Genomic DNA, 24,037 nt, shown 5'->3' on the forward strand with positions numbered 1-24,037 from the left:
AAGATCAGGCGAAGCGCCAGACGGTGGTGCGCTTGACCTCGGCATCTTCGAGCGCGCGGGTGACCGGCACCTCGTAGGTGGCGAGTTTCTCGAGCCGGTCCTTGGGCAAGTAGGAGCGGCCCGGGTCGCCGACGAGCACGTCGGCGCCGCGTGCCCGGAGCGCTTCGAACCACGGCACGAGCCGGTCGGCGAAGGGTTTTTCATAGAAGACGTCGCCGGCGAGCACGACATCCCAGCCATCGTCGCGTCCGACCTGGTCGATGCCAGTGAAATGGACCGCTACAGCATTCGCCGCCGCGTTGAGGCGGATCGCCGCTTCGCAGAACGGGTCGATGTCGGCGCCGACGACTGCAGCAGCGCCCGCCTGCATCGCTGATATGGCGACGAGACCGGAGCCGGAGGCGAAGTCGAGCACGCGCTTGCCGGCAACGGTTTGGGGATTGTCGAGCACGTATCGCGCAAGTCCCTGGCCGCCGGCCCAGGCGAAAGCCCAGAAGGGTGGCGGCAGGCCGATTTCGGACAGCTGCTCCTCGGTCCGGTGCCACAGATCATGCGCCTCGTCGGCGAGATGGAGCGCGATCTCAGGCACATGCGGCGGGCGCATCAGCGCCGTGTTGGCGCGGATGAAGGTTGCAGCAACCTCGGGTGTGAGCCTTGTCACGGAAGCCGTGGTCACGGCGCCTTGTCGAGCCCGGCCATGCGGCAGACTTCCTGCCATTCGTCAGAGGTGACCGGCTGGACGGACAGGCGCATCGAGGTGACCAGCGCCATCTTTTCCAGCGCCGGGTTGGCCTTGACGTCGACAAGGGTGACCGGCTTCGGGATCTCGCTGTGGTAGCGGATGTCGACGCATTCCCAGCGCGGATCTTCGGTGGTGGTGTCGTGGTGGGCGAGCGCACAGACCTCGGCGATGCCGACAACCTCGAGCCCTTCATTGGAGTGGTAGAAAAAGCCGAGATCGCCGATCTGCATGGCGCGCATGTTGTTGCGGGCGAGGTAGTTGCGCACGCCGTCCCATTGCGTGCCCTCCTTGCCCTTGGCCTTCAGCATCGCAAAGGAGAATTTAAACGGCTCGGATTTGAACAACCAGTAATTCTTTTCGCTCATGTCGTCCCTCTAGGCTTGTGGTTCAGGCGCTGGCCGGGTTGTTGAACACCCAGTTCCAAGGCCGGATGTCGACGCTCGCAAACAGGCCGGCCTTGGCATAAGGATCGGTGCCCGCAACTGCCTGCGCCGCCGCCGCATCGGCGGCTTCGATGACGACAAGCGAGCCGTCCGGCTTGCCGTCGGTGTCGAGGAAGGGGCCGGCGAATTTCAGCGCACCCTTGGCGTTGAGGTCGTTGAGGAAGGCAACGTGGTCGGGCCGCGCGTCGAGGCGGACCTGGAGATGGTTCGGCTTGTCCTTGCAGATCAGTGCGAAAAGCATCGTTGTCTTTTATCCTCCTGGTGCAAGATCCCGAAAATCGGAATCCATCTTCGGAAAAGGATCATGCACAGATTCAAAGTGTTACAGCGTCCTTTGCGTGTCCAAAAGGACACGCAAAGGACGCTGTAACGGGTCAATCGGCTTCGGCGCGCAGCGGACGGGTCATCAGCCCGGCGACGGCCTCGTTGATGGTGATGGCGTTGTCGAGCAGGGCGGCCACGGCCTCGATGATCGGCGCGTCGAGGCCACGTTCGCGGGCGATGCGGGCGGCGATGTAGGACGTGGCGACACCTTCGGCGAGCGGACGTCCGGCGAGTTCCTCGCCTTTTCCGAGTGCGACACCATAGGCGAAGTTGCGCGACTGCACCGACGAGCAGGTCAGCATCAGGTCGCCGAGGCCGGACAGCCCCATCAGCGTTTCGGGCCGGGCGCCGAAGGCAGCGCCGATGCGACGCAGTTCGACGAAACCACGGGTGACAAGCGCCGCCTGGGCCGATGCGCCAAGGCCAGCACCGGTGACGGCACCGGCGGCGATGGCGAAGACGTTCTTGAGTGCGCCGCCGATTTCGACGCCGATGAGATCGTCGCTGGAATAGCAGCGCAGGTTGGCAGCGGAGAAGCGGGTCGCAAGCGCGGAGGCTCGCGCCTCATCCTCCGACGCAACGACAACGGCGGTGGGCAGGCCACGCGCCACGTCGGTGGCGAAGCTTGGTCCGGAAAGTGCTGCCACGGGATTGTCGGGCAGGATCGCGTTGGAGATATCGGACAAAAGCCCGCCGGTGTCGCGCTCGATGCCCTTGGCGCACAGTACCAGCGGCACATGGTCCGCGATATGCGGCTTGATCTCGGTCAGGACGCTGCGCAGCGCCTGCGCCGGCGTGACGACCAGCACGCAATCGGTGCCGGCAAGACTTGCCGCGAGATCGGTTGTGGCGGCAATGCCGGTTTCGAAGGTGATGCCGGGGAGATAGCGCGGGTTTGTGCCAGTGCGGATAGAAGCGACGCTCTCGCTGTCGCGGGCCCAAAGCGTGACGGCATGGCCGGCGCGCAGCATGGCGAGTGCCAGAGCCGTGCCCCAGGCGCCGCCGCCGAGAACCGTGACCTTGTATGCGCTCATGCCTTGGCTCCCCGCCTGCCGGATCCAACCACCGGCGCCGACACGCTGTCGAGCGGCCAGCGCGAGCGCGGGACAAAATCGAATGCGTCCGGTTCAACGAGATTGGCGCGCAACCGCTCGATGCCGGCCCAGGCGATCATCGCGGCGTTGTCGGTGCACAGCGCCATCGGCGGCGCGATGAAGGCAAAGCCGTTGTCGGCGCAAAGCTTCTCCAGCATGGCACGGATCTGGCGATTGGCGGCGACGCCGCCGGCAACGACGAGAGCGGGCACGGCCGTATCGGGGAACTCAGCGCGGAAACGGGCCAGCGCGCGCTTGACCCGGTCGCCGAGCGTATCGGCAACAGCCGCCTGGAACGAAGCGCAGATGTCGGCGACATCCTGGTCGCTCAAGGGAGCCACGGCGGTTGCCGCCTGGCGCACCGATGTCTTGAGGCCGGAGAAGGAGAAGTCGGGCTGGGCCGAACCTTTCATCGGGCGCGGGAAGACAAAGCGGGTGGCGTCGCCAGACTGGGCTGCCTTCTCGACATTGGGGCCGCCGGGATAGGGCAGGGCCAGCATCTTGGCGGTCTTGTCGAAGGCTTCGCCAAGCGCGTCGTCGATGGTGGTGGCCCAGCGCTGGTAGTCGCCGACGCCCTTGACCAGAACGATCTGGGTGTGGCCGCCTGAGACAAGCAACAGAAGATAGGGAAATGCGAGGCCGTCGGTGAGGCGCGCCGTCAGCGCGTGGCCTTCGAGATGGTTGATGGCGATCAGCGGCTTGCCGGCGGCAGCGGCTATCGCCTTGGCGGTCATCAGCCCAACGATCAGCCCGCCAACGAGGCCGGGGCCGGCGGTGGCGGCAACAGCGTCGATGTCGGCGAGCGACAGGCCGGAATCCTCAAGCGCTGCCTCGACGATGCCGTCGAGCGCTTCGACATGGGCGCGCGCCGCGATCTCCGGAACGACGCCGCCAAAGGCCGCGTGCTCCTCGATCTGGCTGAACACGGTGCTCGACAGGATGCGCGGCGGCTGGCCGGCTTCAAGCGCAACGACGCTGGCCGCGGTTTCGTCGCAGCTTGTCTCGATGCCCAGAACACGGATCAATTGGTCGCTACCCTGCATGATTGCCCGGTGGTAATTTCCTAGATAGGAGGTACGGGAACGCCCCGCCAGCGCGGGGTTATCACGGACCAAGCGCTATGCAAACTAGAGCCTTGAGAATCGGAACCCGCGGCAGCCTGCTGGCGCTTGCGCAGGCGCATGAGACGCGTGCGCGGCTGATGGCGGCGCACGGCCTGCCGGAAGAGGCGTTCGAGATCGTGGCGATTTCGACCAGTGGCGACCGCATCCAGGACCGGCCGCTGTCGCTCGCCGGCGGCAAGGGCCTGTTCACCAAGGAACTGGAAGAGGCGATGTATGCCGGCGAGATCGACATCGCCGTGCACTCGTCCAAGGATATGCCGACGCAGCTGCCCGACGGGTTGGAGCTCTCGGCGTTCCTGCCACGCGAGGACCCGCGCGACGCCTTTATCGGCCGCGCGGCGCCGACGATCATGGATTTGCCTGAGGGTGCTGTCGTCGGCTCGTCGTCGCTCAGGCGGCAGGCGCTGATCCGGCGCATGCGCCCTGACCTCGACGTGGTGATGTTCCGCGGCAATGTGCAGACCCGCCTGCGCAAGCTCGACGAGGGCGTGGCGCAAGGCACGATCCTCGCCAATGCCGGCCTGCGCCGCCTTGGGCTTGAGAATGTCATCACCGACCTGATGCCGCTCGACATCTTTCCGCCAGCGCCGGGGCAAGGCGCGATCTGCATTGAAAGCCGCGTCGGCGACACCGATGTCACCGGCATGCTGGCAGTGATCGACCACAGGCCGACCGGCCAGGCACTGGCTTGCGAGCGGGCGTTTCTGGCCGCCCTCGACGGTTCGTGCCGCACCCCGATTGCCGGATACGCCGAGATCGATGGCGACAGGCTGTCTTTTCTCCGGGCTTATCCTGACGCCAGATGGTACGCTGTGGCACGAGGCCAGGGCCGAGGGCCGGGTGGCGGATGCCGTTGAAATCGGCTGGAACGCCGGCGATGAGGTGCGGGCACGGGCCGGCACGACATTCTTCGAGGGGTGGAGCTAGATGGCACAGCGCGTGCTGGTGACGAGGCCGGAACCCGGCGCCACCCGCACCGCGCGGCGCCTTGAGGCGCTCGGCTTCGAGCCGGTGCTGCTGCCACTTTCCGAAACGCGTGCCCTGCCAGTGGCACGCGACAGCGTTCCAGCCGATGCGACCGCGATCGCGGTGACCAGCGCCAATGCTCTGCGGCATGCACCAAGCGGTCTGATCGAGCGCTTGCGGCGCCTGCCTTGCCATGCGGTCGGCGCACGCACGGCTGAAAGCGCACGCAAGGCGGGATTTTTCTCGGTCAACGAAGGCCCTGGCGACGCTGCCGCTCTTGCCGACATGATATCAATCGAACTTGGCGAGACGACGCTGGCCTATCTCTGCGGTCGGGTGCGGATGCCGGATTTCGAGCGCCGGCTCGGCAGCAACGGCACCAGGGTGGTGCCGATCGAGACCTACGACACGATCGCGCTTTCGCCCGATCCTTCCTTCGTACGCCAGCAACTCGGCGGGCAGCCGATCGACGCGGTGCTGATCTATTCGGCAAGATCGGCCGCAGCCTTCGGTACCTTGATGCAAAGACATGCCGAGGCTGATTTGCTGATGCGCGGGGCGACGTGTTTTTGCCTGTCCGGGCGTATTGCCGCTGCACTGGTCGATGGCCTGCGCGTCGAGGTGGCGCTGGACCCCAACGAGGACGCACTGCTTGATCTTCTCGGCGTGTCCGACTGACGTCGCGTCGACGTGCCATCACACGGCCTTTTTTCGCGGGACGGTGGTGTGTTACTTGTCTTCTTCTTCGCCCCCGCAGCGTTCGCGGGATCCAGGCCAATGAAATCGCGGAGCTTCAAGCATGGTCAAGACGCCCAAGACGCGCCATTCGAAAACGCATCGTGAGCCGGTGACGATCGAGCTGGAGCCGGGCGCGGTTTCGCGCGTTACCGAAGCTGAGGCGACGAGCGAAGCAAGTGCTGCATCCGACAGCGCAACCTCCGAGGCGTTGGCGCAGGCATCCTCTGCTTTCGGCGACGAGACAAGTTCAAGCATGAAGGGCAGCCAGGCAAGCCATGACTACAGTTTCGACAATGAGCAGCCGGCGCGACCCGACCAGCCCGAGGCCGAGGCATATCAAGCTGCAGCCAGGCCGAGCTCTGCTGCCTATGGCGGCGCAACGATGACCGTCGAACCACGTCGCGGCAGCGCGTCGACGCTTGCGGCCGGACTAGTCGGTGGCCTGATCGCCGCGCTGGGCTTTGCCGGGTTGCAATATAGCGGGGTCCTGGGCACGCCGGCTTCCGGCGTCGAGCAGGTGCAGACCGAACTTGCCTCGCTGAAGTCGCAGCTTGCCGATCTCAGCGCTGCGGCCAATGGTGGCGGTGCGCTGAAAGGCGAGGTCGAAGGCCTTTCCGCAGCGCTCCAGCAGGCGAAAACCGAGATCGAGGCGCTGAAATCGACGGCCGGCCAGGCCGGATCGGGCGAAGCGCTTGCCGGGCTCGACGGCCGCATCAAGCAGATCGAAACGGCGGTGACCGCGCTCAGCCAGAACAGCGGGGCCGCGACCGAGATCGCGACGCTCAACGAGCGGGTCGCGGGGCTGGATGCCGCGGTGAAATCGGCAGGTGCCGCCGCAACGGCAGACGACGGCAAGATCGCGACGCTGGAGCAGTCGATTTCCACCCTGACCTCCAAGGTCGAGGCGCAGGCGGCGCAGCCCAAGATCGCGCTGGCGATTGCCGCTTCCGCACTGAAGGCTGCGGTCGACCGCGGCGCAGGCTTTGGCGCCGAGCTCGAAACCTTTACCGCCATTTCACCTGAAGCGCCGGAGCTTGTGGCACTCAGGGCGCATGCCGAAAAGGGCGTGCCGACACGCACGGACATCGTGGCCGAAACCGATGCAGCGGCGAATGCGATGATCGCGGCGGCGAAACCCGTCAACGCCGATGCCGGCATTCTCGAGCGCCTGGTGTCGAGTGCCGAACAGCTGGTGCAGGTGCGGCCGATCGGGGCCGTCGAGGGCACCGGCGTTCCGGAAACGGTGGCGCGCCTGGAGGTTGCGGTCACCCAGGGCGATTTCGCCAAGGCGCTGGCCGAATACGACACGCTGCCCGACACGGCCAAGGCCGCTGGCGCCAACTTCGCCGCCAAGCTCAAGGCGCGGCTCGATGTCGAAACGCTTGTCGACAAGCTCGTCGCCGGCGCGATGAAGGCATGAGGGACGCCAGATGATCCGCATCCTGTTTTATCTGGCCATCGTCTTCGCGCTCGGGCTGGGCTTCGCTTGGTTGGCCGACCGCCCCGGCGACATGGTGGTGACCTTCAGCGGCTACCAATACAAGGTCAGCCTGATGGTGGCGGCGGTGGCGATCACCGCCATCGTCGCGGCGGCAATGCTGACATGGTGGCTGACCAAAGCGGTTTGGAATAGCCCTTTCACCATCGCCCGGCATTTCCGCGCCCGCCGGCGCGACCGTGGCTACCAGGCGCTGTCGACCGGTATGATCGCGGCAGGTGCCGGCGATGCGGCACTCGCACGCAAGAAGAACAAGGAAGCCGTCAAGCTGATCAGTTCCGACCAGGAACCGCTGATCCATCTGCTCGACGCTCAGGCGTCGCTGCTCGAAGGCGACCATGACAGCGCGCGGCAGAAGTTCGAGGCGATGCTCGACGATCCCGAAATGCGCCTGCTTGGCCTGCGCGGACTATATCTCGAAGCCGAGCGGCTCGGCGACCGGGCGGCGGCGCGCCACTATGCCGGCCGTGCCGCAGGCCTTGCGCCGCAGCTTGGCTGGGCCGCCGATTCGACGCTCGAGGAAAAGACCGAACGCGGCGACTGGGACGGGGCGCTGGCGCTTATCGATGCGCAGAAGTCGACCCGCCAGATCGAGCGCGACGTGGCTAATATCAGGCGTTCGGTGCTGTTGACGGCCAAGGCGATGTCGCTGTTGGAGAGCGATTTCAACGCTGCGCGGACCGCTGCACTTGAGGCCAATCGGCTTCGTCCCGATTTTGGCCCGGCAGCGATCATCGCCGCCAAGGCGCTGCTGCGCCAGAACGATGTGCGCAAGGGCTCGAAGGTGCTTGAGACCGCATGGAAGGCAGAGCCGCTGCCCGACATCGCCGAACTCTACGTCCATGGCCGCCCCGGCGATGCCGTGCTCGACCGGCTGGCACGGGCGAAGAAGCTGCAGTCGCTGAAGCAGAACCATGCCGAATCCTCGCTCGCCGTGGCGCGGGCGGCGCTGGAGGCGCAGGACTACAAGCTGGCGCGTTCCGAGGCGGAGGCTGCCGCGCGGATGCAGCCGCGCGAGGGCGCTTACCTTTTGCTCGCCGATATCGAAGAAGCGCAGAGCGGCGACCAGGGCAAGGTGCGGCAGTGGCTGTCGCGCGCCGTGCGTGCGCCACGCGATCCCGCCTGGGTGGCGGACGGTGTGGTTTCCGAGCGCTGGGCACCGTTCTCGCCGGTTACCGGCAGGCTCGACGCCTTCGAGTGGAAGGCGCCGGAAGAGCGGCTCGGGCATCTGATCGAACAGGATGACGAGCCGGCCGAACGGGTGAAGATCCCGAGCATTGCCGCAGGGCAACCGGCCGGCGACGATATCGTCGACGTGATCGTCGAAAGCGATGCCGAGCCTGAAAAGGTGGTCGAGCCGTCGAAGGCGGTGCCGCCCGCTCCCGACGGGATCGCGGCGCTTGTCGACGACGACAAGGCGGAACCGATCCGCCTGCCCGACGATCCGGGCGTCGATCCCGAAGTGGAGCGGAAAACGCCCAGAAGCGGTTCCGTTTGTTTTGATTTCCCCTCGTGCCTGGATCTAGGCTTGGTTCAAACAGGATTCGACGATGTTCGAACGCATGATTTCGTTTCTGAAGGACCTGCCGGCGGCGGGCTCCAGGGTCGCCCGCGAGGACGATCCGCGCGTTGCCGCGGCGGCGCTGATGTATCATGTCATGGATGCCGACGGCGACCGGCAGGACGTCGAATGGGAGCGGGTCAAGCAGCTGCTGAGCCAGAGCTACGGTATCTCGGGCGCGGAACTCGACCGGCTGGTCAAGGCCGGCGAGCAGGCCGACAATGAGGCGATCGATCTCTACGCCTTCACCAGCGTGCTCAAGCGCAGCCTCGACGACCAGGCGCGCAAGGACTTCATCGGCATGATGTGGGAGATCGTCTATGCCGATGGCGAGTTGCACGAGATGGAAGACAACACCATCTGGCGCATCGCCGAGCTGATCGGCGTGGAAAGCCGCGACCGCGTCGAAGCCAAGCGCAAGGCTGCACAGAAGGCGCAGCGCTCATTCGGACCCGAAGCGGACGAGTGAGCGGCCAATGCCGGGCAAGGCGCGCCCCAGGGTCCTGGTGGTACTGCATCAGGAGCATTCGAGTGCTGGCCGCGTCGGCCATGTGCTGATCGAAAACGGCTTCGATCTCGATATCCGCCGGCCGCCGCTTGGCGATCATCTGCCCGAGACGCTCGACGAACATGCCGGCGCGGTGGTCTTTGGCGGGCCGATGAGCGCCAACGACCACGACGAGTTCGTGCGGCGCGAGACCGACTGGCTGGCTGTGCCGCTCAAGGAGAACCGGCCGTTTCTCGGCATCTGCCTCGGCGCGCAGATGCTGGTCAATCATCTTGGCGGCAAGGTCGAGGGACATGGCGAGGGGCTTGTCGAGATCGGCTGGTATCCGATCAGGGCGACCGAGGAAGGCCGCAAGCTGATGCACTGGCCCGAGATGGTCTACCAGTTCCACCGCGAGGGTTTTTCGCTGCCGCGCGATGCGGTGCTTCTGGCTTCATCCGATAGCTATCCCAACCAGGCGTTCCGCTATGGCGACAATGCCTGGGGCATCCAGTTCCATGCCGAGCTGACGCGGGTGATGATGCAGCGCTGGGTGGTGCGCGGGGCCGAGCGTTTTGTGTTGCCCGGCGCCCAGCCCGGCCGTGACCATCTCGGCGGTCGGTTGATCTGGGACATGCATCTCAAACGCTGGCTCGACGAATTCCTGGTCAAGATCTTCGGCGAGCCGGCCAAGGGCTAAGCCTGTTTCTTGCCGTCACGAGCGTCGATTTCGTCCTGCTGGGTGTCGATGGCCACGGTCTGCACCTTGGTGTTCTGGCCGGCGCCGCTCATCCAGCGGCCACCGTCCTTGACCAGCACATAGAGCGGCGAACCCTCGAGTTCACCGGCGATAGGCGTGCCGTCCTTGTGGACCGGGCGCTGGCGGATGTTCACCGCCGCTACCTCCGGGCTCAGCATCGTGACATGGGCGACGTCATAGCGGGCGTATTGGTCGCCCAGGTCGGGCGTCAGCACCTTGCGGGTGAACTCGGCGATCTCGACCTTGCTGGAAAAGCGCCGGCCGAAGGCCGTGACCCAGACAGCGTCGGGGCGAAACAAAGCGAGGAAATCGTCGGCCGAGCGCTCGTTCTGCGATCGCTCGACTTCGGAGATCAGCTTGTTGATCAAAGCGAGGTCGTTGTCGTCCACATTGGCCATGGTCATTCCGCACTATCCCGATGCTCGCACAGTGTTCTTCATTGCCGCGATCTGGCGGGGCAAGCATCGCAATCGCCTAATCGATGTAGGGGAATGTATGAATACGTTGCGATATTTACAACGCCGGCAAAGCAGCCAGGATCGGAAAGTTCAGACGCGCCCGTCGAGACGCCTGACCTTGCGCAGGGCGGGAAATGTCCAGGCCCAGATGCAGGCGACAGCAATGGCGCCAATGCCGCCGAAGACGACGGCCGGTGCCGTGCCGATGAGGGCGGCCATGGTGCCGGCGCGGAACTCGCCGAGTTCGTTGGAGGCACCGACAAAGACGCCGTTGACCGCATTGACGCGGCCGCGGACATGGTCGGGCGTCCATAGCTGGATCAGGGTCTCGCGGATGTAGACGCTGACCATGTCGGTGGCGCCGATGAAGGCGAGGGCAACGATCGACAGCCAGGGAATTGTCGAGAAACCGAAGATCGCGGTGAAGACACCGAACAATGCCACGAACACAAACATGACCAGGCCGGCGTGGTCGCGGATCGGATGGCCGGCGAGCCAGACGGCGACGATGATGGCACCGACGCCCGGCGCGGCGCGCAGGAGGCCGAGGCCCCATGGCCCGAGGTCGAGGATGTCGCGGGCATAGACAGGCAGCAGGGCGACGGCGCCCGACAAAAGCACGGCGAACAGGTCGAGCGAGATGGCGCCGAGCACGATCTTTTCGCCCCAGATGTAACGGAAGCCGGCAAACAGCGTCTCGACCGACGGCTTGTCGGTCTCGCTGCGCTGGACAGGCTTGGGAATGGAGAAGACCAGCGCTGCCGAGGCAAGCATGAGGATGGTCGCGGCACCGTAGGCGGCTTCGGGCGAGACGCCATAGAGCAGGCCGCCGGCGACCGGGCCGACGATGGTCGCGGTCTGCCAGGCCGACGAATTCCAGGCGACCGCATTGGCGAAATCCTCTGCTGGCACGAGATTGGCGACCAGCGAGGCCGAGGCCGGGCCGAAAAGGCCCGCGCGATGCCGAAGACGGCGAGCACGACGAAGATCGGCAATGGGCTGGCGAGGCCGTGGAAAGTCAGCGCAAGCATGGCAGCGGCACAGGCGGTCTCGACCAGGGCTGACAGGCCCATGATCAGCCTGCGGCCGAAACGGTCGGCAACGACGCCGGTGACTAGCACCAGCAGCAGTGCCGGCGCGAACTGGATGACGCCGACGAGGCCGAGGTCGAAGGGGTTGCGGGTCAGGTCGTAGACCTGCCAGCCGACGCCGACCGAGATGATCTGGGTCGAGAAGGTGGCGAGGAAACGCGCGATCCAGAAACGCGAGAAGGCGCCATGGCGAAAGGCGGCGAAGCGCTGTTCAGGTGCTGTGACGGGCTGGGATGTCATCGGCGCGGCGCGGAGAACCTGTGTGCGGAGCCGGTGCAAATCGCGTCAACCGACCGCCGCTGCCATAGCGCAGTTTGGCGCTGAGTGGGCGCTTTTGTGCGGCTGGATCAAAGTTTTTTCGGAGGCAGTGGCCTGCGTGGCCCGACGCTTCAAGCCGTCGGGCCACGCCGCGCGGTCCTGGCAAGGCTGTTACCTGACAAAGACCGTAACCGAGCCATCGGCACCAATGCTGGCGGCGACAATGGCCGAGGTCTCGACCATTTCCGCGTCGAGTTGCGATTTCAGGGCGCTGTTGGCCATGATCGCAGCCTGCACGCCGGTGATGTCCGCTTCATTGTCGCTGACGGCCTTGTCCAGCGCCTGCTTGTCGCCCTTGGCAATTTCCGACAGCGTGACGATCTGGACGCTGCCGACCGTCGTCATCGCCTGGATGGCCCTTGCGGTGCTGCTGCTGGCCTGGATGGCGGACAAAACGGTGCCGAGATCGGCCGTGGCGCTGGTGCTGGCCGTGGTGGATGTGTCCACCTGGGCGGCTGGCCTGGCGGCGTCCTCGGCAATAGCTGGCGCGGCCAGCGTCGTGGATGCGAGCAGGACCGCAGTGGCGAGTGAATGTTTCATCTTCTTCCTCTCGAATTCATGCCCTCGCGTCGGAGTAACTGACCGGAGCGGCATGGGTTCCGCCCAAAAGAGGCCCGAAAGAGGCATTGAAGAAAAAGCCGGGCTCGATGTTATGGGCGACAGCAGGCGCAGTGCCTTCTGTTCCATGGTGTTGCGCCGGATGGGGCTCGGGCGCGCATGTTGCATTGCAACATAGTTTGAATTGTCCTCACCGATCGCGTCGCCGATCCTGCGGCATGTCCAGCAGGCTCACCGCAAAGACATGACAGCACCCGCTTCGTCGTTTTCGCCCCGACATCGAGGGCCTGCGCGCCATTGCTGTCGGTGGCGTGGTCGCCTTTCATTTCGGCATGTCGGACCTGCCGGGCGGCTTCATCGGCGTCGACATCTTCTTCGTCATATCAGGCTACCTGATTACCCGGCACCTGATGCAGGAGATCGGTCGAAGCGGGACTGTCGATCTGTGGCGTTTCTACGGACGCCGCGCGCGGCGGCTGTTGCCGGCATCGCTTTTGGTGATCGCGGCAACGCTTGTCGCGGGATACTTCATCCTGGCGCCATCCGAACAGCAGCTCTACGCCAAGGGTGCGCTGTTTGCTTCCAGCTATGTCATCAATCTGTGGCTGCTGCGCTGGTCGTTCGAGTATTTCGCCGCCGATACGGCCAGCAACCCGTTCCTGCATTTCTGGTCGCTGTCGGTCGAAGAGCAGTTCTACCTGCTGTGGCCGGCCTTCCTGCTGCTGGTCGTGTGGTTGCGGCCGGGCGCAAGGGGCATCGCATTCATGCTGGGCGTGGTCGCAATGGTCTCGTTCGGCGCCAGCGCCTGGATGACCTCGGTTTCGCAGCCCTGGGCCTTCTATTTTTCGCCGCTGCGTGCGTGGGAGTTCGCCGTGGGTGGGCTCGTTTCGCTTGGGGTGGCCGAGCGCTGGGCGTCGGGTTTTCGTCTCTCGCCCGTTATGGGCTGGATCGGCATCGCATCGATCGCCACCGCCTATCTGACCGTGTCGGAAACAGATCCGTTTCCCGGCTTCATCGCGCTGTTGCCGGTTGCCGGAACGGCGATGCTATTGCTGTCAGGCGCCCGCCAAAGCCCCGTGGGGCCGGCTGCGCTGCTGTCGCTGCCGCCGTTTCAATGGACCGGGAAGCTCTCCTACTCGCTCTATCTCTGGCACTGGCCTGTCATCGTCTATGCGACGATCCTGTGGCCCGACCTTGCGCTCACAGGCCGGCTCGCCTGCTTGCTGGCGACGGTCGCCCTGTCCTATCTCAGCTATCGTTTTGTCGAGAACCCGGTGCGCTCGAACGGCTGGCTGTCGGCAGGCGCGGTGCGGTCGCTCGGGCTCGCGGCAGTGCTCACCTCTGTCGGCGTGACACTGTCTTACGGTGTTTCCCTGCTCGCGGCACGCAGCGTCGACCCGAACCAGAAGCTCATCGCGGAGAGTGCTGCCCGGTATTCGTCGGCGCGCCAGATCGACACCAATTGCGTCGCCAGCCTGGAGCAGACCAAACCGCGCAGCTGTAGGCTCGGTGCATCGCAGCCGCAGAAGACGATTGTGCTGTTCGGCGATTCACATGCCGACCACTGGTCGACGCCGCTGGCCAAGATCGCCGAGACGAACAACTGGCGGCTGGTAACCTATCTGAAGTCGTCCTGTTCGGTGGCGGCGGTGCCGACATGGAACGTTCGGCTGATGCGGGCCTATTCAGAATGCGATGCGTGGCGGCAGGCGGCGATAAAGGAGATCGCCAGCCTGCAACCCGATGCGGTGATCGTTTCGCAGTTTTCGTACAGCTACGTCGAAAATGACGTCAATGGCGAGCTGGAGCATCTGGTCAGCCGCGACGTCTGGGCCGACGGCTTGAGGGCGTCGCTTGCGGCGCTTCACAAGACCGGCGCCGAGGTCGTGCTGCTCAGGGACGTTCCCGTGCACAAGTCATATCTCGACCGCTGCGTCGCCCGTTCGTTGTGGCAGGGAAGGAGTGCTGCTGTCTGCGACACGCCGCGACAGGAGGCCATAGACGAGCGGGTGTCGGAGACCGAACAGGCCGCGACATCTGGCCTGCCTGGCGTCAGGTATGTCGACCTGACCGAACTGTTCTGCAACGAGACGACATGCCCGGCGATGATCGACGGCAAGCTGACCTTCCGCGACCGCCACCACATCGCCACGCCTTATGCGGCGACGCTGGCTGGCTCGATGCAGCGCGCGATCTTCGGTGACCAGCTGGCGGCACACTGGCAGTAGCCGTCATTCGCCGGCCCTTAATCCCACGTGAAACCGCTAAAGCCGGATACCGGTGGTGCTGAGGCCTTTGGTGATGCTGCCGGAGGTCGGCACCAGCGGGATCAGGCAAGCCTGCAGCGCGTGGTAGATGTCGGGCTTGCCATAGAACGGGCCGGCATTGGGCTTGAGATCGCTGTCGAGCTGGGCGTGCCAACCGCCATTGGTCCGGTCGATGAAGCGGCTGGCGCAGAAGCTCCAGATGCGGCGGTACCACTCTTCATAAACATCGTCGCCGCCGATGGCGTTGAGCACGGAAGCGGCGCCGATCGCCTCGCAGCATGGCCACCAGTAGCGGTCCTTGATGCGGGCCGAGCTGTCCCATTCGAGCGTGTAGTAGAAGCCGCCCTTGGCAGCGTCCCAGCCATCGGCGGTTGCCTGGCCAAACAGGTTCTTGGCTGCATCGGGCAGCCAGGCGAGCTTGCGGCCGCCGAGCTCCCAAAGTTGCAGCAACAACCGCGCCCATTCGAGCGAATGGCCCGGTGTGGTGCCATAGGGGCGGAACATCGGGTCGCCGGAATAGTCGCGGTCGAGCTCCCAGTCTGATGTGAAATGCTCGGGCAGGCGCCAGCCTTCGGCGGCCGAGTGGCGGCGGATGATCAGGTCGGCGATGCGTTCGGCCATGGTGAGGTAGGTGCTGTCGCCTGATGCCTCGAAGGCCGCCATCAGCGCCTCGGTCAGGTGCATGTTGGAGTTCTGGCCGCGATAGCTGTCGAAGGGTTTCCAGTCGCGGGTGAATTCTTCCGCCACCGCGCCGTGTTCCTCTTCCCAGAATTTTTCGGACAGGATCGTCGAAATGTCGGTCAGCAGGCGGTCGGCGTCGGGGTGGCCGGCGACCTTGGCGCTGGAGGCGGCAAGCAGAACGAAGGCGTGGCCATAGGCCTGCTTGGTGTCGTTGGTCGGACCGTCATAGCCGACGCCCCAGAAATAGCCGCCGTTGGTGGTGTCGCGGTGACCGTTCCACAGAAAATCCATGCCGTGGTCGACAAGCGTGTCGGCGCCAGGCCGGCCGAGCAGGTGGGCAATCGCGAAACAATGCACCATGCGGGTGGTGACATGGATCTGGCGGCCGGCGAACTTGCCGGGCACCGCGCCCGGCGCGAGCGGGTGGCCTTGGTCATCGAGGTCATGGAAGCCGCCGAGAGGATTGAGGCTTGCGCGCTCAAAGAAGGAAAACAGCGCGTCGGCTTGCTGCAGCAGCCACAAGCGGTGGCTTGTCCGGGTGGTCCATTTGGCCGCGCCGGCGGAAATTTCCAGTGAAGCCATGAAGTTCCCCTGCGGCTGATTGACTGCCTCGACCTGAAACCACGACCTAAAACGTTATGGCGCACGCACTCAACAGGAAAACGCCATGATTTGCGTCCAGCGGTGCATAGACGCTGGATACAGCTAATATGCCACGGTGGTGCCACTAGCCATGGCGCTTGCCGCGCATTATGGACAAATGGCGCGCTTGACCGAGTTGGCAGCGAGATTTCGGGGACTAAATGACGAAATTGATGTCGTCCAAGGCGGACGGCCTGCCCAAAGGGTCTGCCCAGGCTGCAGATCATGCGGCCGAAAAGGCGCTCGTTCGCCGGCTTGCATCGCATTGCAATCGCTTTCGCGACCCAGACGACCGCCGCGCGGCGTTCGAACTGGCGGTGACGCTGGTGCCCTTCCTGGCGATGGGGGCCGTACTTGTCTGGCTTGCCGCCTATGCCGAGCCGGTGCTCGGCGGCTGGCGCTGGCTGGCGCTGGCCGGTCTGGCGCCGGTCTGTGCGGCGTTTCTGGTGCGGCTGTTTGCCATCCAGCACGATTGCGGCCATGGCTCGTTCACCAGTTCGCGCGAAGCAAACCGGATGATCGGACGGCTGCTGAGCGTCTTCACCTTCACACCCTATACGCTCTGGCAGAAGGCACATGCCGTGCACCACGGCGGCTCGGGCAATCTCGACAAGCGCGGCATCGGCGACATCGATACGCGCACGGTGGCCGAATATGAGGCGATGACCACCAGCCAGCGGCTGATGTACCGCATCTATCGCAACCCGATCATCCTGATCGTCATCGGCGTACCGATCTATTTCCTGATCATGCACCGGCTGCCCTACAATGATGCCATTCCGCGCGTCGAAGCCTGGCGTAGCGCCGGCGGCCTCAACGTGGCGCTGGTGCTCGTCTATGGCGGGCTCGTGCTTGTGGCCGGCTGGGCGGTGATGTTGGCGGTTCTGCCTGTCGTGGTGATGGGTGCCTGGGCCGGTGGCTGGCTGTTTTATGTCCAGCATCAGTTCGAAGAGACGCGCTGGGATGCCGGCGACGCCTGGGACCTGCATGTCGCAGCGTTTGGCGGCAGCTCGTGGTACGCCTTGCCCGCTGTGGCACAGTGGATCACCGGGTCGATCGGCCTGCACCACATCCACCACCTGTGCAGCCGCGTGCCGTTCTACCGCCTGCAGGCCTGCTTCGACAGCAATGCCGAGCTTCGCGATGCCAGCCAGACCGTCAAGCTGACCTTCTGGAAGAGCGTCGGCTGCATCAATCTCGCACTGTGGTGCGAGGATCGCCGCCGGCTGGTGACGTTCGCCGAAGCGCGGGTTTAGCCACGCCGTAGATTTCCGTCAGTTCGACAGCCGACTGCGCCAGAGCGCAGCGGCCTCGTCGCGCGCCTCATTTCTAGGCTTGCGGCTTACCGGGCCGGCGCCGGCGATGGCATGCCGGCGCGGATGAGCTGCGAAAAGTCCGGCGTCAGGCCGGCAGCCAATGCGCGCGTGGCGATGTGGGCACGCGCGCGCAGTTCCTGCACCGAGAGGCGGGTGTCGAGCGCGCCTCGGTCATAGGCGTATTCCGGCAGATAGCCGTTGACGATCAGGCGCCAGTCGAACGGGGTCACGTCGCCGACGGCGCGCATCATCCTGAAGATGACGGTGGTGCAGTTGGTGGTGATCGAATTGTAGAAACGCGGCGTCGCGGCCAGCGCATTGGCATCGGCGACATAGCCGAGCAGCAGCGCCCGGGCGTCCTTTGCGGGCACGTTCAGCCGGTAGAGCTGGACGTCCTCGCCGCGGATGTTCGAGCGGACGCCAACGACGTCGCGCTCGTCGGCTGCAACGATGACCAGTGGGTTGGCCTTGAACAGGTCGGCGATCGGCGAGAATTCGCCGCCATTGCGCCTGCGCACCTCGACCGACCAGGCGAGCTGGTCGCCGCCTTCGAAGCCGAAACTCATGATGACATGGGCCATCTCCGGCCCGGCCCAATAGGACATGAACAGGTCGAGCGTCTCGAGCTTGTTCAGGTCATAGCTGCGCGTCGTCCAGCGCTCGGTGAAATCGGTGTTGCTGCGCCATTCGAAGTCGCGGACGTTGGTCAGCGTCAGCTTGTCGCCCTCACGTAGCCCGGTGACCTGGCGCGCGACATCGGGGGCAAAGTCGGCGTGCTCCGGTGGGGCGATGGTGTTCCACCACACCATGACCGCAGCGAAGGTAATGACGAACAGCGCCAGCGCGTGCAGGCGCCAGGGGCTGAACAAGGCGATGGCGGTGGCGATGCCGAGCAGCGCGAACAGGCACGCCGCGAGGCCCCTGCCGATCTCGGGTGCGGGCAGGCGATACCACAGCGCCAGCGTCGCCCAGGCGGCCGCGAGCGCTATCGCCAGGACAAGGACGATGGCCGAAACGATCAAGCCCACGTTGCGCAATGCCATCTCCGGTCGGGTTTAGTTCCATCCACTTAGCCGAGATCGCAGATCAGCTGCCTTGCGGCAAGCGCAGATCGCCAGGCGCCGGCGATGTTGGTGGTGTCTGGAGCTCCCCTCGCTGGTGGGGTGGGTAGCTCTGAGCGGATCGGTCCGCGCCGACGAATATGCTGATAGCCCCAAAAGCTCAGGGAGTTTCGGCACCTTTTGCCTTCAGGAGGTTGCGCCGAAATTCACAGACTTGCGCCCGCGCGGGAAAGGGCAGCTGCTTTTCGTCTCACCACTCGGCGACCGAACCGTCCTTGTGGCGCCAGATGGGGTTGCGCCAGCGATGGCCTTCCTTGGCGCGTTCCTTGACGTATTCCTCGTCGACCTCGATACCGAGACCGGGGCCGTCGGGGATGGTGACGTAGCCGTCTTCGTATCGGAACACGTCCTTGTTTTTGGCGTAGTCCATCAGATCGTTGGTCTTGTTGTAGTGGATGCCCAGGCTCTGTTCCTGGATGAAGGCATTGTAGCTCACCGCGTCGAGCTGCAGGCAGGCGGCGAGCGCGATCGGGCCGAGCGGGCAGTGGGGGGCTACGGCGACATCATAAGCCTCCGCCATGGCCGCGATCTTGCGACATTCGGTGATGCCGCCGGCATGCGAGAGATCCGGCTGGATGATGTCGACAACGCCTTCCTGGAGCACGCTCTTGAAGTCCCAGCGGCTGTAGAGGCGTTCGCCAAGCGCGATCGGCGCCGATGACAGCCCGGCGATCTCCTTCAGTGCCTCGCGGTTTTCGCTGAGCACCGGCTCTTCGATGAACATCAGCCTGTAGGGCTCGAGCTCCTTGACCAGCACCCTGGCCATTGGCCGGTGGACGCGGCCGTGGAAGTCGACGGCAATGCCGACATGCGGGCCGACTGCCTCGCGGACCATGGCGACACGCTCGATTGCCGCATCGATCTTGTCGTGGCTGTCTACGATCTGCAGCTCTTCAGTCCCGTTCATCTTGAGCGCGGTGAAACCGCGCGCGACGACGTCCTTGGCACCTGCCGCGACTTCCGATGGTCGGTCGCCGCCGATCCAGGAATAGACCTTGATGCGGTCGCGGCAGCGCCCGCCAAGCAGTTCATGCACCGGCACGCCCAGCGCCCGGCCCTTGATGTCCCACAGCGCCTGATCGACGCCGGCAATCGCACTCATCAGGATCGGGCCGCCACGGTAGAAGCCGCCGCGATACATGACGTTCCAGTGGTCCTCGATCAGCCGGGGATCCTTGCCGATCAGGTAGTCGGCAAGCTCATGCACCGCCGCCTCGACGGTGTGGGCGCGGCCCTCCACGACTGGTTCGCCCCAGCCGCTGACGCCTTCGTCGGTTTCGATCTTGAGGAACAGCCAGCGCGGCGGGACGATGAATGTCTTGAGTGCAGTGATCTTCATGGTGTCGGCACTACTCCAATGTATGCGCCCGCTCAGTCTTGCTTCTTCTGGCTCTTTGCCCGCGCGAGATCGCGTGCGGCGAGGTCCAGAATCTCGTTGGCGGCACGGCGCGCGGCTGTGGCGTCGCGCATGCGCAGCGCCTCAACCACGCCGTAGTGGACCCTGACGGCCTCGTCGCGCCGGTCGACGGAATTGGCTGTCGCCTCCAGCGCGAAATTCAACGCAGTCTCGATCATCCCGCCGATCTGGCGGAAGATCGGGTTGTGGCAGGCCCCGTAGAGCACCTGGTGAAAGGCCGCGTCCGAGCGGGCAAAGCGCGCAACGTCGCTTCCCGCGTCCTCCATGCCTTTCCAGGCCAGCTCAAGGTCGGCGATCTCCTGCAGCGACGCTCGTGTCGCGGCAAGTTCGGCGACCAGCGGCTCGATGGCGCGGCGGGTCTCCAGGATGGAATCGAACAGCTTGGGATCGAGGGTGTTCGGCGCGTGCCACTCCAGCACCTGCGGGTCGATGATGTTCCAGTTGTCGCGCTCGCAGACGACGGTGCCGATGCGCGGACGGCTGAGAACAAGGCCTTTGGCGGCGAGCGTCTTGAGTGCCTCGCGGATGACGGTGCGGCTTACGCCGTGTTCGGTGCAGAGATCGTTCTCGCTCGGCAGTGAGCTGCCGACCGGATAGTTGCCGGCAAGGACCTCCGCGGCAATCGCACGCACCACGTCCGGCAACACGCGCGGGCGGCGCGATTTCGCTACCGCTGCTGGCGCCTCTTTGATGTTCATGCGTTCTCCTCCCCCAAGAGCGTTTTCTCGTTCTTATGTCCGCTTCGCATGCCGGACAATGCGCCCTGCGATCATCCATGGCGGTGTCGCAAAATGAAGCTAGCTCATTTATCATACCAGTGCAATTGACTGGTATGATAAAAGACGCTAGCGTTTGTCATCCGGGCTGAGCGCCCGGCACCTTTGGGAGGAGTTCACATGCGATTGTTGAAGACGGCGCTCGTCGCGGGCGCCTTAGCGGCTCTGTCTGTCACCACCATCGTTTCTGCCTATGCGCAGGAGACCAAGATCGGCTTCATCGTGAAGCAGCCTGAGGAGCCGTGGTTCCAGGACGAGTGGAAGTTCGCCGACCAGGCCGCCAAGGAAAAAGGCTTCACACTGGTCAAGATCGGCGCCGAGGACGGCGAGAAGCTGATGTCGGCGATCGACAATCTCGGTGCCCAGGGCGCTCAGGGCTTTGTCGTCTGCACGCCCGATGTCAAGCTCGGGCCTGGCATCGTTGCCAAGGCGGCAGCCAACAACCTCAAGGTGATGACCGTCGATGACCGTCTGGTCAGCGCCGACGGCAAGCCGATCGAGGAAGTGCCGCATATGGGCATCTCGGCCACCAAGATTGGTGAGGCCGTCGGCCAGGCGATCGTCGACGAAATGAAGGCCCGTGGCTGGAAGGCCGAAGAGGTCGGTGCGATCCGTGTCTCCTATGACCAGCTGCCGACCGCCGTCGATCGCGTCGAGGGCGCCATCTCGGTGCTCAAGGCCAACGGCTTCAAGGCCGAGAACATCTTCGACGCGCCTCAGGCGAAGACCGACACGGAAGCCGCGCTCAACGCGGCGACGGTTGTCCTGAACAAGAACGCCAACATCAAAAAGTGGGTCGCCTTCGGCCTCAACGACGAAGCGGTTCTGGGTGCCGTGCGTGCATCGGAAGGCGTCGGCATCGCGGCTGACGGCATGATCGGTGTCGGCATCGGCGGCGCGGACTCGGCGATCAACGAGTTCAAGAAGCCTTCGGCTACCGGCTTCATCGGTTCGGTGATCATCTCGCCGAAGCGCCATGGCTATGAGACTGCGCTCAACATGTATGAGTGGGTCGCCAACGGCAAGGAACCGGAGAAGCTGATCCTGACCGCCGGCGCGCTTGCCAAGCGTGACGACTTCGAAAAGGTCCGTGCGGAACTCGGCATCGAGTAATCACCGCTACATTGAACGGTGTCCGACGGCGGTGCTTTGCTGCCGTAGGACATTCAGGAGGACCGTCGATGTCATTTCTCGAATTTTCTCACATCTCGAAAGCCTATCCTGGCGTCCAGGCGCTGTCCGACGTGTCGTTTTCCGTCGCAAAGGGGGCCGTCCATGGCCTGATGGGCGAAAACGGCGCCGGCAAGTCGACGATGATCCGGGTCCTCTCGGGCGACCAGCATGCCGATACCGGCGACATCATCATCGACGGCCAGGTCCAGAAATATGCCTCGACGCGTGACGCCTTTCATGCCGGCGTCATCGTCATTCACCAGGAACTGCAGCTGGTTCCGGAGCTTACCGTCGCCGAAAACCTGCGGCTCGGCCGCTTTCCGGCCAATGCCGGTGTCATCCAGTCACGGCAGATGTTTTCAGAGGTCGGCGACAAGCTGAAATCTGCAGGCATCGACATCGACCCGCGCCGCAAGGTCAAGACGCTGTCGATCGGCGAGCGGCAAATGGTCGAGATCGCCAAGGCGATCATGCTCGATGCACGCGTCATCGCGCTGGACGAGCCGACCTCGTCGCTGTCGTCGCGCGAAAGCGAAATTCTCTTCAGCCTGATCGAGCGCCTGCGCGCCGAAGGCAAGGTCATTCTCTACATCTCCCATCGCCTCGACGAGGTGTTTCGGCTCTGCGACAGCCTGACCGTGCTGCGCGACGGCAAGCTGGCCGCCCATCACCCGAGCCTCGAAAACGTCACGCGCGAACAGGTGGTGGCGGAGATGGTCGGTCGCGAGATCTCCAATGTCTGGGGCTGGCGCGCCCGAACGGTGGGCGATGTCAGGCTGAAGGCGGAAGCCATCGCGGGCGACAAGCTCGTGCAGCCGGCGAGCTTCGAGGCCAGGGCCGGCGAAATTCTCGGCTTCTTCGGGCTGATCGGCGCTGGCCGTTCCGAGTTGATGCGCCTGATCTATGGTGCTGACCTACGCAGCAGCGGAACGATCAAGATCGATGGACAGGCAGTGCACGCCGTCGACCCGCGCCAGGCGATACGCGCGGGCATCGTGCTGTGCTCCGAAGACCGCAAGCATGACGGCATCATCCAGGGGCGCTCGCTGGAAGAGAACATCAACATCTCCTCGCGTCGCCACAACACGCGCTTCGGCATCCTCAATCCGCGCAAGGAAGCCGAAATCGCCGAGACCTACATCAAGAAACTCAAGGTCCGCACGCCTTCGCGCAAGCAGGACATCCTGAACCTATCCGGCGGCAACCAGCAGAAGGTCATTCTCGGCCGCTGGCTGTCCGAACAGGGCGTCCGCGTCCTGATCGTCGACGAGCCGACACGCGGCATCGATGTCGGCGCCAAGTCCGAAATCTACGAAATCCTCTACCAGCTTGCTGAGCAAGGCATGGCGATCATCGTCGTTTCCAGCGAACTGCCCGAGGTGATGGGCATCTGCGACCGCATCCTGGTCATGTGCGGCGGCCGCATCTCAGCGCATATCGACCGCAACGATTTCAGCGAGCGTGCAATCCTGGCGGCAGCGCTTCCCGACAAGAAGACGCCAGACGCAATCGCTTCCTAAGGGGACTGAGCATGACAAACTCTTTCAAGAAGGTACTGCTCGGCGACCAGGGTCTCGTCGTGATCTTCGTTCTGGCCTTTGCGCTGGTGTCGATCTTCGTTCCGAACTTCCTGACCGAGCGCAACATGCTCGGCCTGCTGCAGTCGGTCGTCACCGTCGGCATCGTCGCCTGCACCATGATGTTCTGCCTGGCGGCGCGGGATTTCGACCTGTCGGTCGGCTCGATCGTCGCCTTTGCCGGCATGGTCGCCGTCATGGCCTCGAACGCCACCGGTTCGATCATGGTCGGCATCCTCGCGGCGCTACTTTGCGGCGGCGCCGTCGGCCTGATCAACGGCGTGGTCATCGCCAAGTTCCGCATCAATGCACTGATCACCACGCTGGCGACGATGCAGATCGTGCGCGGCCTCGCGCTGATTGCGTCGGACGGCCGGGCAGTCGGCATCAATGATCCGAATTTCTACCAGCTTGCGCTGTCCAAGCTGCTCGGCATTCCGACGCCGATCTGGGTGTTGGCGACCCTGTTCGTGGTGTTTGGCTTTGTGCTCAACCGCACCGTCTTCGGCAAGAACACACTGGCCATTGGCGGCAATCCGGAAGCGTCGCGTCTGGCTGGCGTCAATGTCGACTGGACGCGCATCTGGATCTTCACCCTGCAAGGCATGGTCTGCGCCATCGCCGGCATCCTGCTCGCCTCGCGCATCACCTCGGGCCAGCCTAATGCGGCCATTGGCCTGGAGCTTTCGGTCATCTCGGCCTGCGTGCTTGGCGGTGTGTCGCTGGCCGGTGGCCGCGCGGCGATCGCCGGCGTGATCGTCGGCGTGATGATCATGGGCATCGCCGAGAATGTGATGAACCTGCTCAACATCCCGGCCTTCTACCAGTACATCGTCCGTGGCGTGATCCTGCTGCTCGCCGTGTTGCTCGACAATCTCAGGTCCAGCGCGCTCGGACGCCGTTGA

At 64.5% G+C, this 24,037-nt stretch carries 20 protein-coding genes and 3 pseudogenes; 11 read left to right on the forward strand and 12 right to left on the reverse strand.

What is annotated here, in order from left to right; genetic code table 11:
• Positions 1-4: 4 nt before the first annotated feature.
• From ACHMW7_RS05605 to tsaD, 5 genes are all read right to left on the reverse strand, one after another.
• The gene (locus ACHMW7_RS05605) at positions 5-718 is read right to left on the reverse strand and encodes a class I SAM-dependent methyltransferase (protein ID WP_395449350.1); all 714 of its coding nucleotides are present in this window, start codon (positions 716-718) and stop codon (positions 5-7) included.
• Positions 673-1,107: an EVE domain-containing protein gene (locus ACHMW7_RS05610; protein WP_395449351.1), complete on the reverse strand. Its 435-nt coding sequence runs from the start codon at positions 1,105-1,107 to the stop codon at positions 673-675. Before ACHMW7_RS05610 ends, ACHMW7_RS05605 begins: the two co-directional genes overlap by 46 nt.
• A gap of 22 nt (positions 1,108-1,129) precedes the next feature.
• Positions 1,130-1,426 carry a YciI-like protein gene (locus tag ACHMW7_RS05615; RefSeq protein WP_395449352.1) on the reverse strand — a complete coding sequence of 99 codons (297 nt, stop codon included), beginning with the start codon at positions 1,424-1,426 and terminating at the stop codon, positions 1,130-1,132.
• Positions 1,427-1,559: 133 nt separating this feature from the next.
• A complete protein-coding gene (locus ACHMW7_RS05620) occupies positions 1,560-2,543 on the reverse strand; it encodes an NAD(P)H-dependent glycerol-3-phosphate dehydrogenase (RefSeq protein WP_395449353.1) in 984 nt (327 codons plus the stop codon).
• The gene (gene tsaD, locus ACHMW7_RS05625; protein ID WP_395451271.1) at positions 2,540-3,625 is read right to left on the reverse strand and encodes a tRNA (adenosine(37)-N6)-threonylcarbamoyltransferase complex transferase subunit TsaD; all 1,086 of its coding nucleotides are present in this window, start codon (positions 3,623-3,625) and stop codon (positions 2,540-2,542) included. Before tsaD ends, ACHMW7_RS05620 begins: the two co-directional genes overlap by 4 nt.
• A 98-nt stretch (positions 3,626-3,723) precedes the next feature.
• Between tsaD and hemC the strand changes: the two are divergent.
• The 6 genes and pseudogenes from hemC to ACHMW7_RS05655 all read left to right on the forward strand — a co-directional run bounded on the left by hemC (position 3,724) and on the right by ACHMW7_RS05655 (position 9,677).
• A pseudogene (hemC, locus tag ACHMW7_RS05630) lies at positions 3,724-4,654 on the forward strand (hydroxymethylbilane synthase).
• Positions 4,655-5,371: a uroporphyrinogen-III synthase gene (locus tag ACHMW7_RS05635; RefSeq protein ID WP_395449354.1), complete on the forward strand. Its 717-nt coding sequence runs from the start codon at positions 4,655-4,657 to the stop codon at positions 5,369-5,371.
• A gap of 121 nt (positions 5,372-5,492) precedes the next feature.
• The gene (locus ACHMW7_RS05640) at positions 5,493-6,851 is read left to right on the forward strand and encodes a COG4223 family protein (protein WP_395449355.1); all 1,359 of its coding nucleotides are present in this window, start codon (positions 5,493-5,495) and stop codon (positions 6,849-6,851) included.
• 10 nt (positions 6,852-6,861) lie between these two features.
• Positions 6,862-8,185, forward strand: a pseudogene (locus tag ACHMW7_RS05645) (heme biosynthesis protein HemY); the annotation flags it as partial.
• A gap of 294 nt (positions 8,186-8,479) precedes the next feature.
• On the forward strand, positions 8,480-8,959 hold the full coding sequence (locus ACHMW7_RS05650; RefSeq protein ID WP_395449356.1) for a TerB family tellurite resistance protein: 480 nt from the start codon (positions 8,480-8,482) through the stop codon (positions 8,957-8,959).
• 7 nt (positions 8,960-8,966) lie between these two features.
• Positions 8,967-9,677 carry a glutamine amidotransferase gene (locus ACHMW7_RS05655; protein WP_395449357.1) on the forward strand — a complete coding sequence of 237 codons (711 nt, stop codon included), beginning with the start codon at positions 8,967-8,969 and terminating at the stop codon, positions 9,675-9,677.
• Here ACHMW7_RS05655 and ACHMW7_RS05660 read toward each other — a convergent pair.
• The 3 genes and pseudogenes from ACHMW7_RS05660 to ACHMW7_RS05670 form a co-directional block, all read right to left on the reverse strand.
• The gene (locus ACHMW7_RS05660; protein WP_395449358.1) at positions 9,674-10,141 is read right to left on the reverse strand and encodes an SgcJ/EcaC family oxidoreductase; all 468 of its coding nucleotides are present in this window, start codon (positions 10,139-10,141) and stop codon (positions 9,674-9,676) included. The genes ACHMW7_RS05655 and ACHMW7_RS05660 overlap by 4 nt on opposite strands.
• Before the next feature lie 144 nt (positions 10,142-10,285).
• Positions 10,286-11,526: pseudogene (locus tag ACHMW7_RS05665) on the reverse strand (MFS transporter).
• Between the two features lie 189 nt (positions 11,527-11,715).
• Entirely contained in the window at positions 11,716-12,291 is a 576-nt protein-coding gene (locus ACHMW7_RS05670; RefSeq protein WP_395449359.1) for a hypothetical protein, read from the reverse strand.
• Positions 12,292-12,473: 182 nt separating this feature from the next.
• On the opposite strand from ACHMW7_RS05670, the gene ACHMW7_RS05675 reads away from it, so the two are divergent.
• Entirely contained in the window at positions 12,474-14,390 is a 1,917-nt protein-coding gene (locus ACHMW7_RS05675) for an acyltransferase family protein (protein WP_395449360.1), read from the forward strand.
• A gap of 36 nt (positions 14,391-14,426) precedes the next feature.
• Here the strand turns inward: ACHMW7_RS05675 and ACHMW7_RS05680 are convergent, their stop codons facing one another.
• Positions 14,427-15,692: an AGE family epimerase/isomerase gene (locus ACHMW7_RS05680; RefSeq protein WP_395449361.1), complete on the reverse strand. Its 1,266-nt coding sequence runs from the start codon at positions 15,690-15,692 to the stop codon at positions 14,427-14,429.
• Positions 15,693-15,913: 221 nt separating this feature from the next.
• Between ACHMW7_RS05680 and ACHMW7_RS05685 the strand changes: the two genes are divergently transcribed.
• Positions 15,914-17,008, forward strand: coding sequence for a fatty acid desaturase (locus tag ACHMW7_RS05685; protein ID WP_395449362.1), 1,095 nt, complete (start codon positions 15,914-15,916; stop codon positions 17,006-17,008).
• 86 nt (positions 17,009-17,094) lie between these two features.
• Here ACHMW7_RS05685 and ACHMW7_RS05690 read toward each other — a convergent pair whose 3' ends face one another.
• The 3 genes from ACHMW7_RS05690 to ACHMW7_RS05700 form a co-directional block, all read right to left on the reverse strand.
• A complete protein-coding gene (locus ACHMW7_RS05690; RefSeq protein ID WP_395449363.1) occupies positions 17,095-18,111 on the reverse strand; it encodes a DUF4105 domain-containing protein in 1,017 nt (338 codons plus the stop codon).
• Positions 18,112-18,379: 268 nt separating this feature from the next.
• Entirely contained in the window at positions 18,380-19,528 is a 1,149-nt protein-coding gene (gene dgoD, locus ACHMW7_RS05695) for a galactonate dehydratase (protein ID WP_395449364.1), read from the reverse strand.
• Between the two features lie 32 nt (positions 19,529-19,560).
• Complete coding sequence (locus ACHMW7_RS05700; RefSeq protein WP_395449365.1) at positions 19,561-20,304, reverse strand: FadR/GntR family transcriptional regulator; 744 nt, start codon at positions 20,302-20,304, stop codon at positions 19,561-19,563.
• A gap of 198 nt (positions 20,305-20,502) precedes the next feature.
• On the opposite strand from ACHMW7_RS05700, the gene ACHMW7_RS05705 reads away from it, so the two are divergent.
• The 3 genes from ACHMW7_RS05705 (at position 20,503) to araH (ending at position 24,037) form a co-directional block, all read left to right on the forward strand.
• Positions 20,503-21,495 carry an arabinose ABC transporter substrate-binding protein gene (locus ACHMW7_RS05705; protein ID WP_395449366.1) on the forward strand — a complete coding sequence of 331 codons (993 nt, stop codon included), beginning with the start codon at positions 20,503-20,505 and terminating at the stop codon, positions 21,493-21,495.
• A 68-nt stretch (positions 21,496-21,563) separates the two neighbouring features.
• Positions 21,564-23,075 (forward strand): L-arabinose ABC transporter ATP-binding protein AraG, encoded by a 1,512-nt coding sequence (gene araG / locus ACHMW7_RS05710; RefSeq protein WP_395449367.1) that lies wholly within the window; start codon positions 21,564-21,566, stop codon positions 23,073-23,075.
• 11 nt (positions 23,076-23,086) lie between these two features.
• Entirely contained in the window at positions 23,087-24,037 is a 951-nt protein-coding gene (araH, locus tag ACHMW7_RS05715; RefSeq protein WP_395449368.1) for an L-arabinose ABC transporter permease AraH, read from the forward strand.

It is taken from the genome of Aminobacter sp. UC22_36 (genome assembly GCF_044056035.1).
Taxonomy (GTDB): Bacteria; Pseudomonadota; Alphaproteobacteria; order Rhizobiales; family Rhizobiaceae; genus Aminobacter.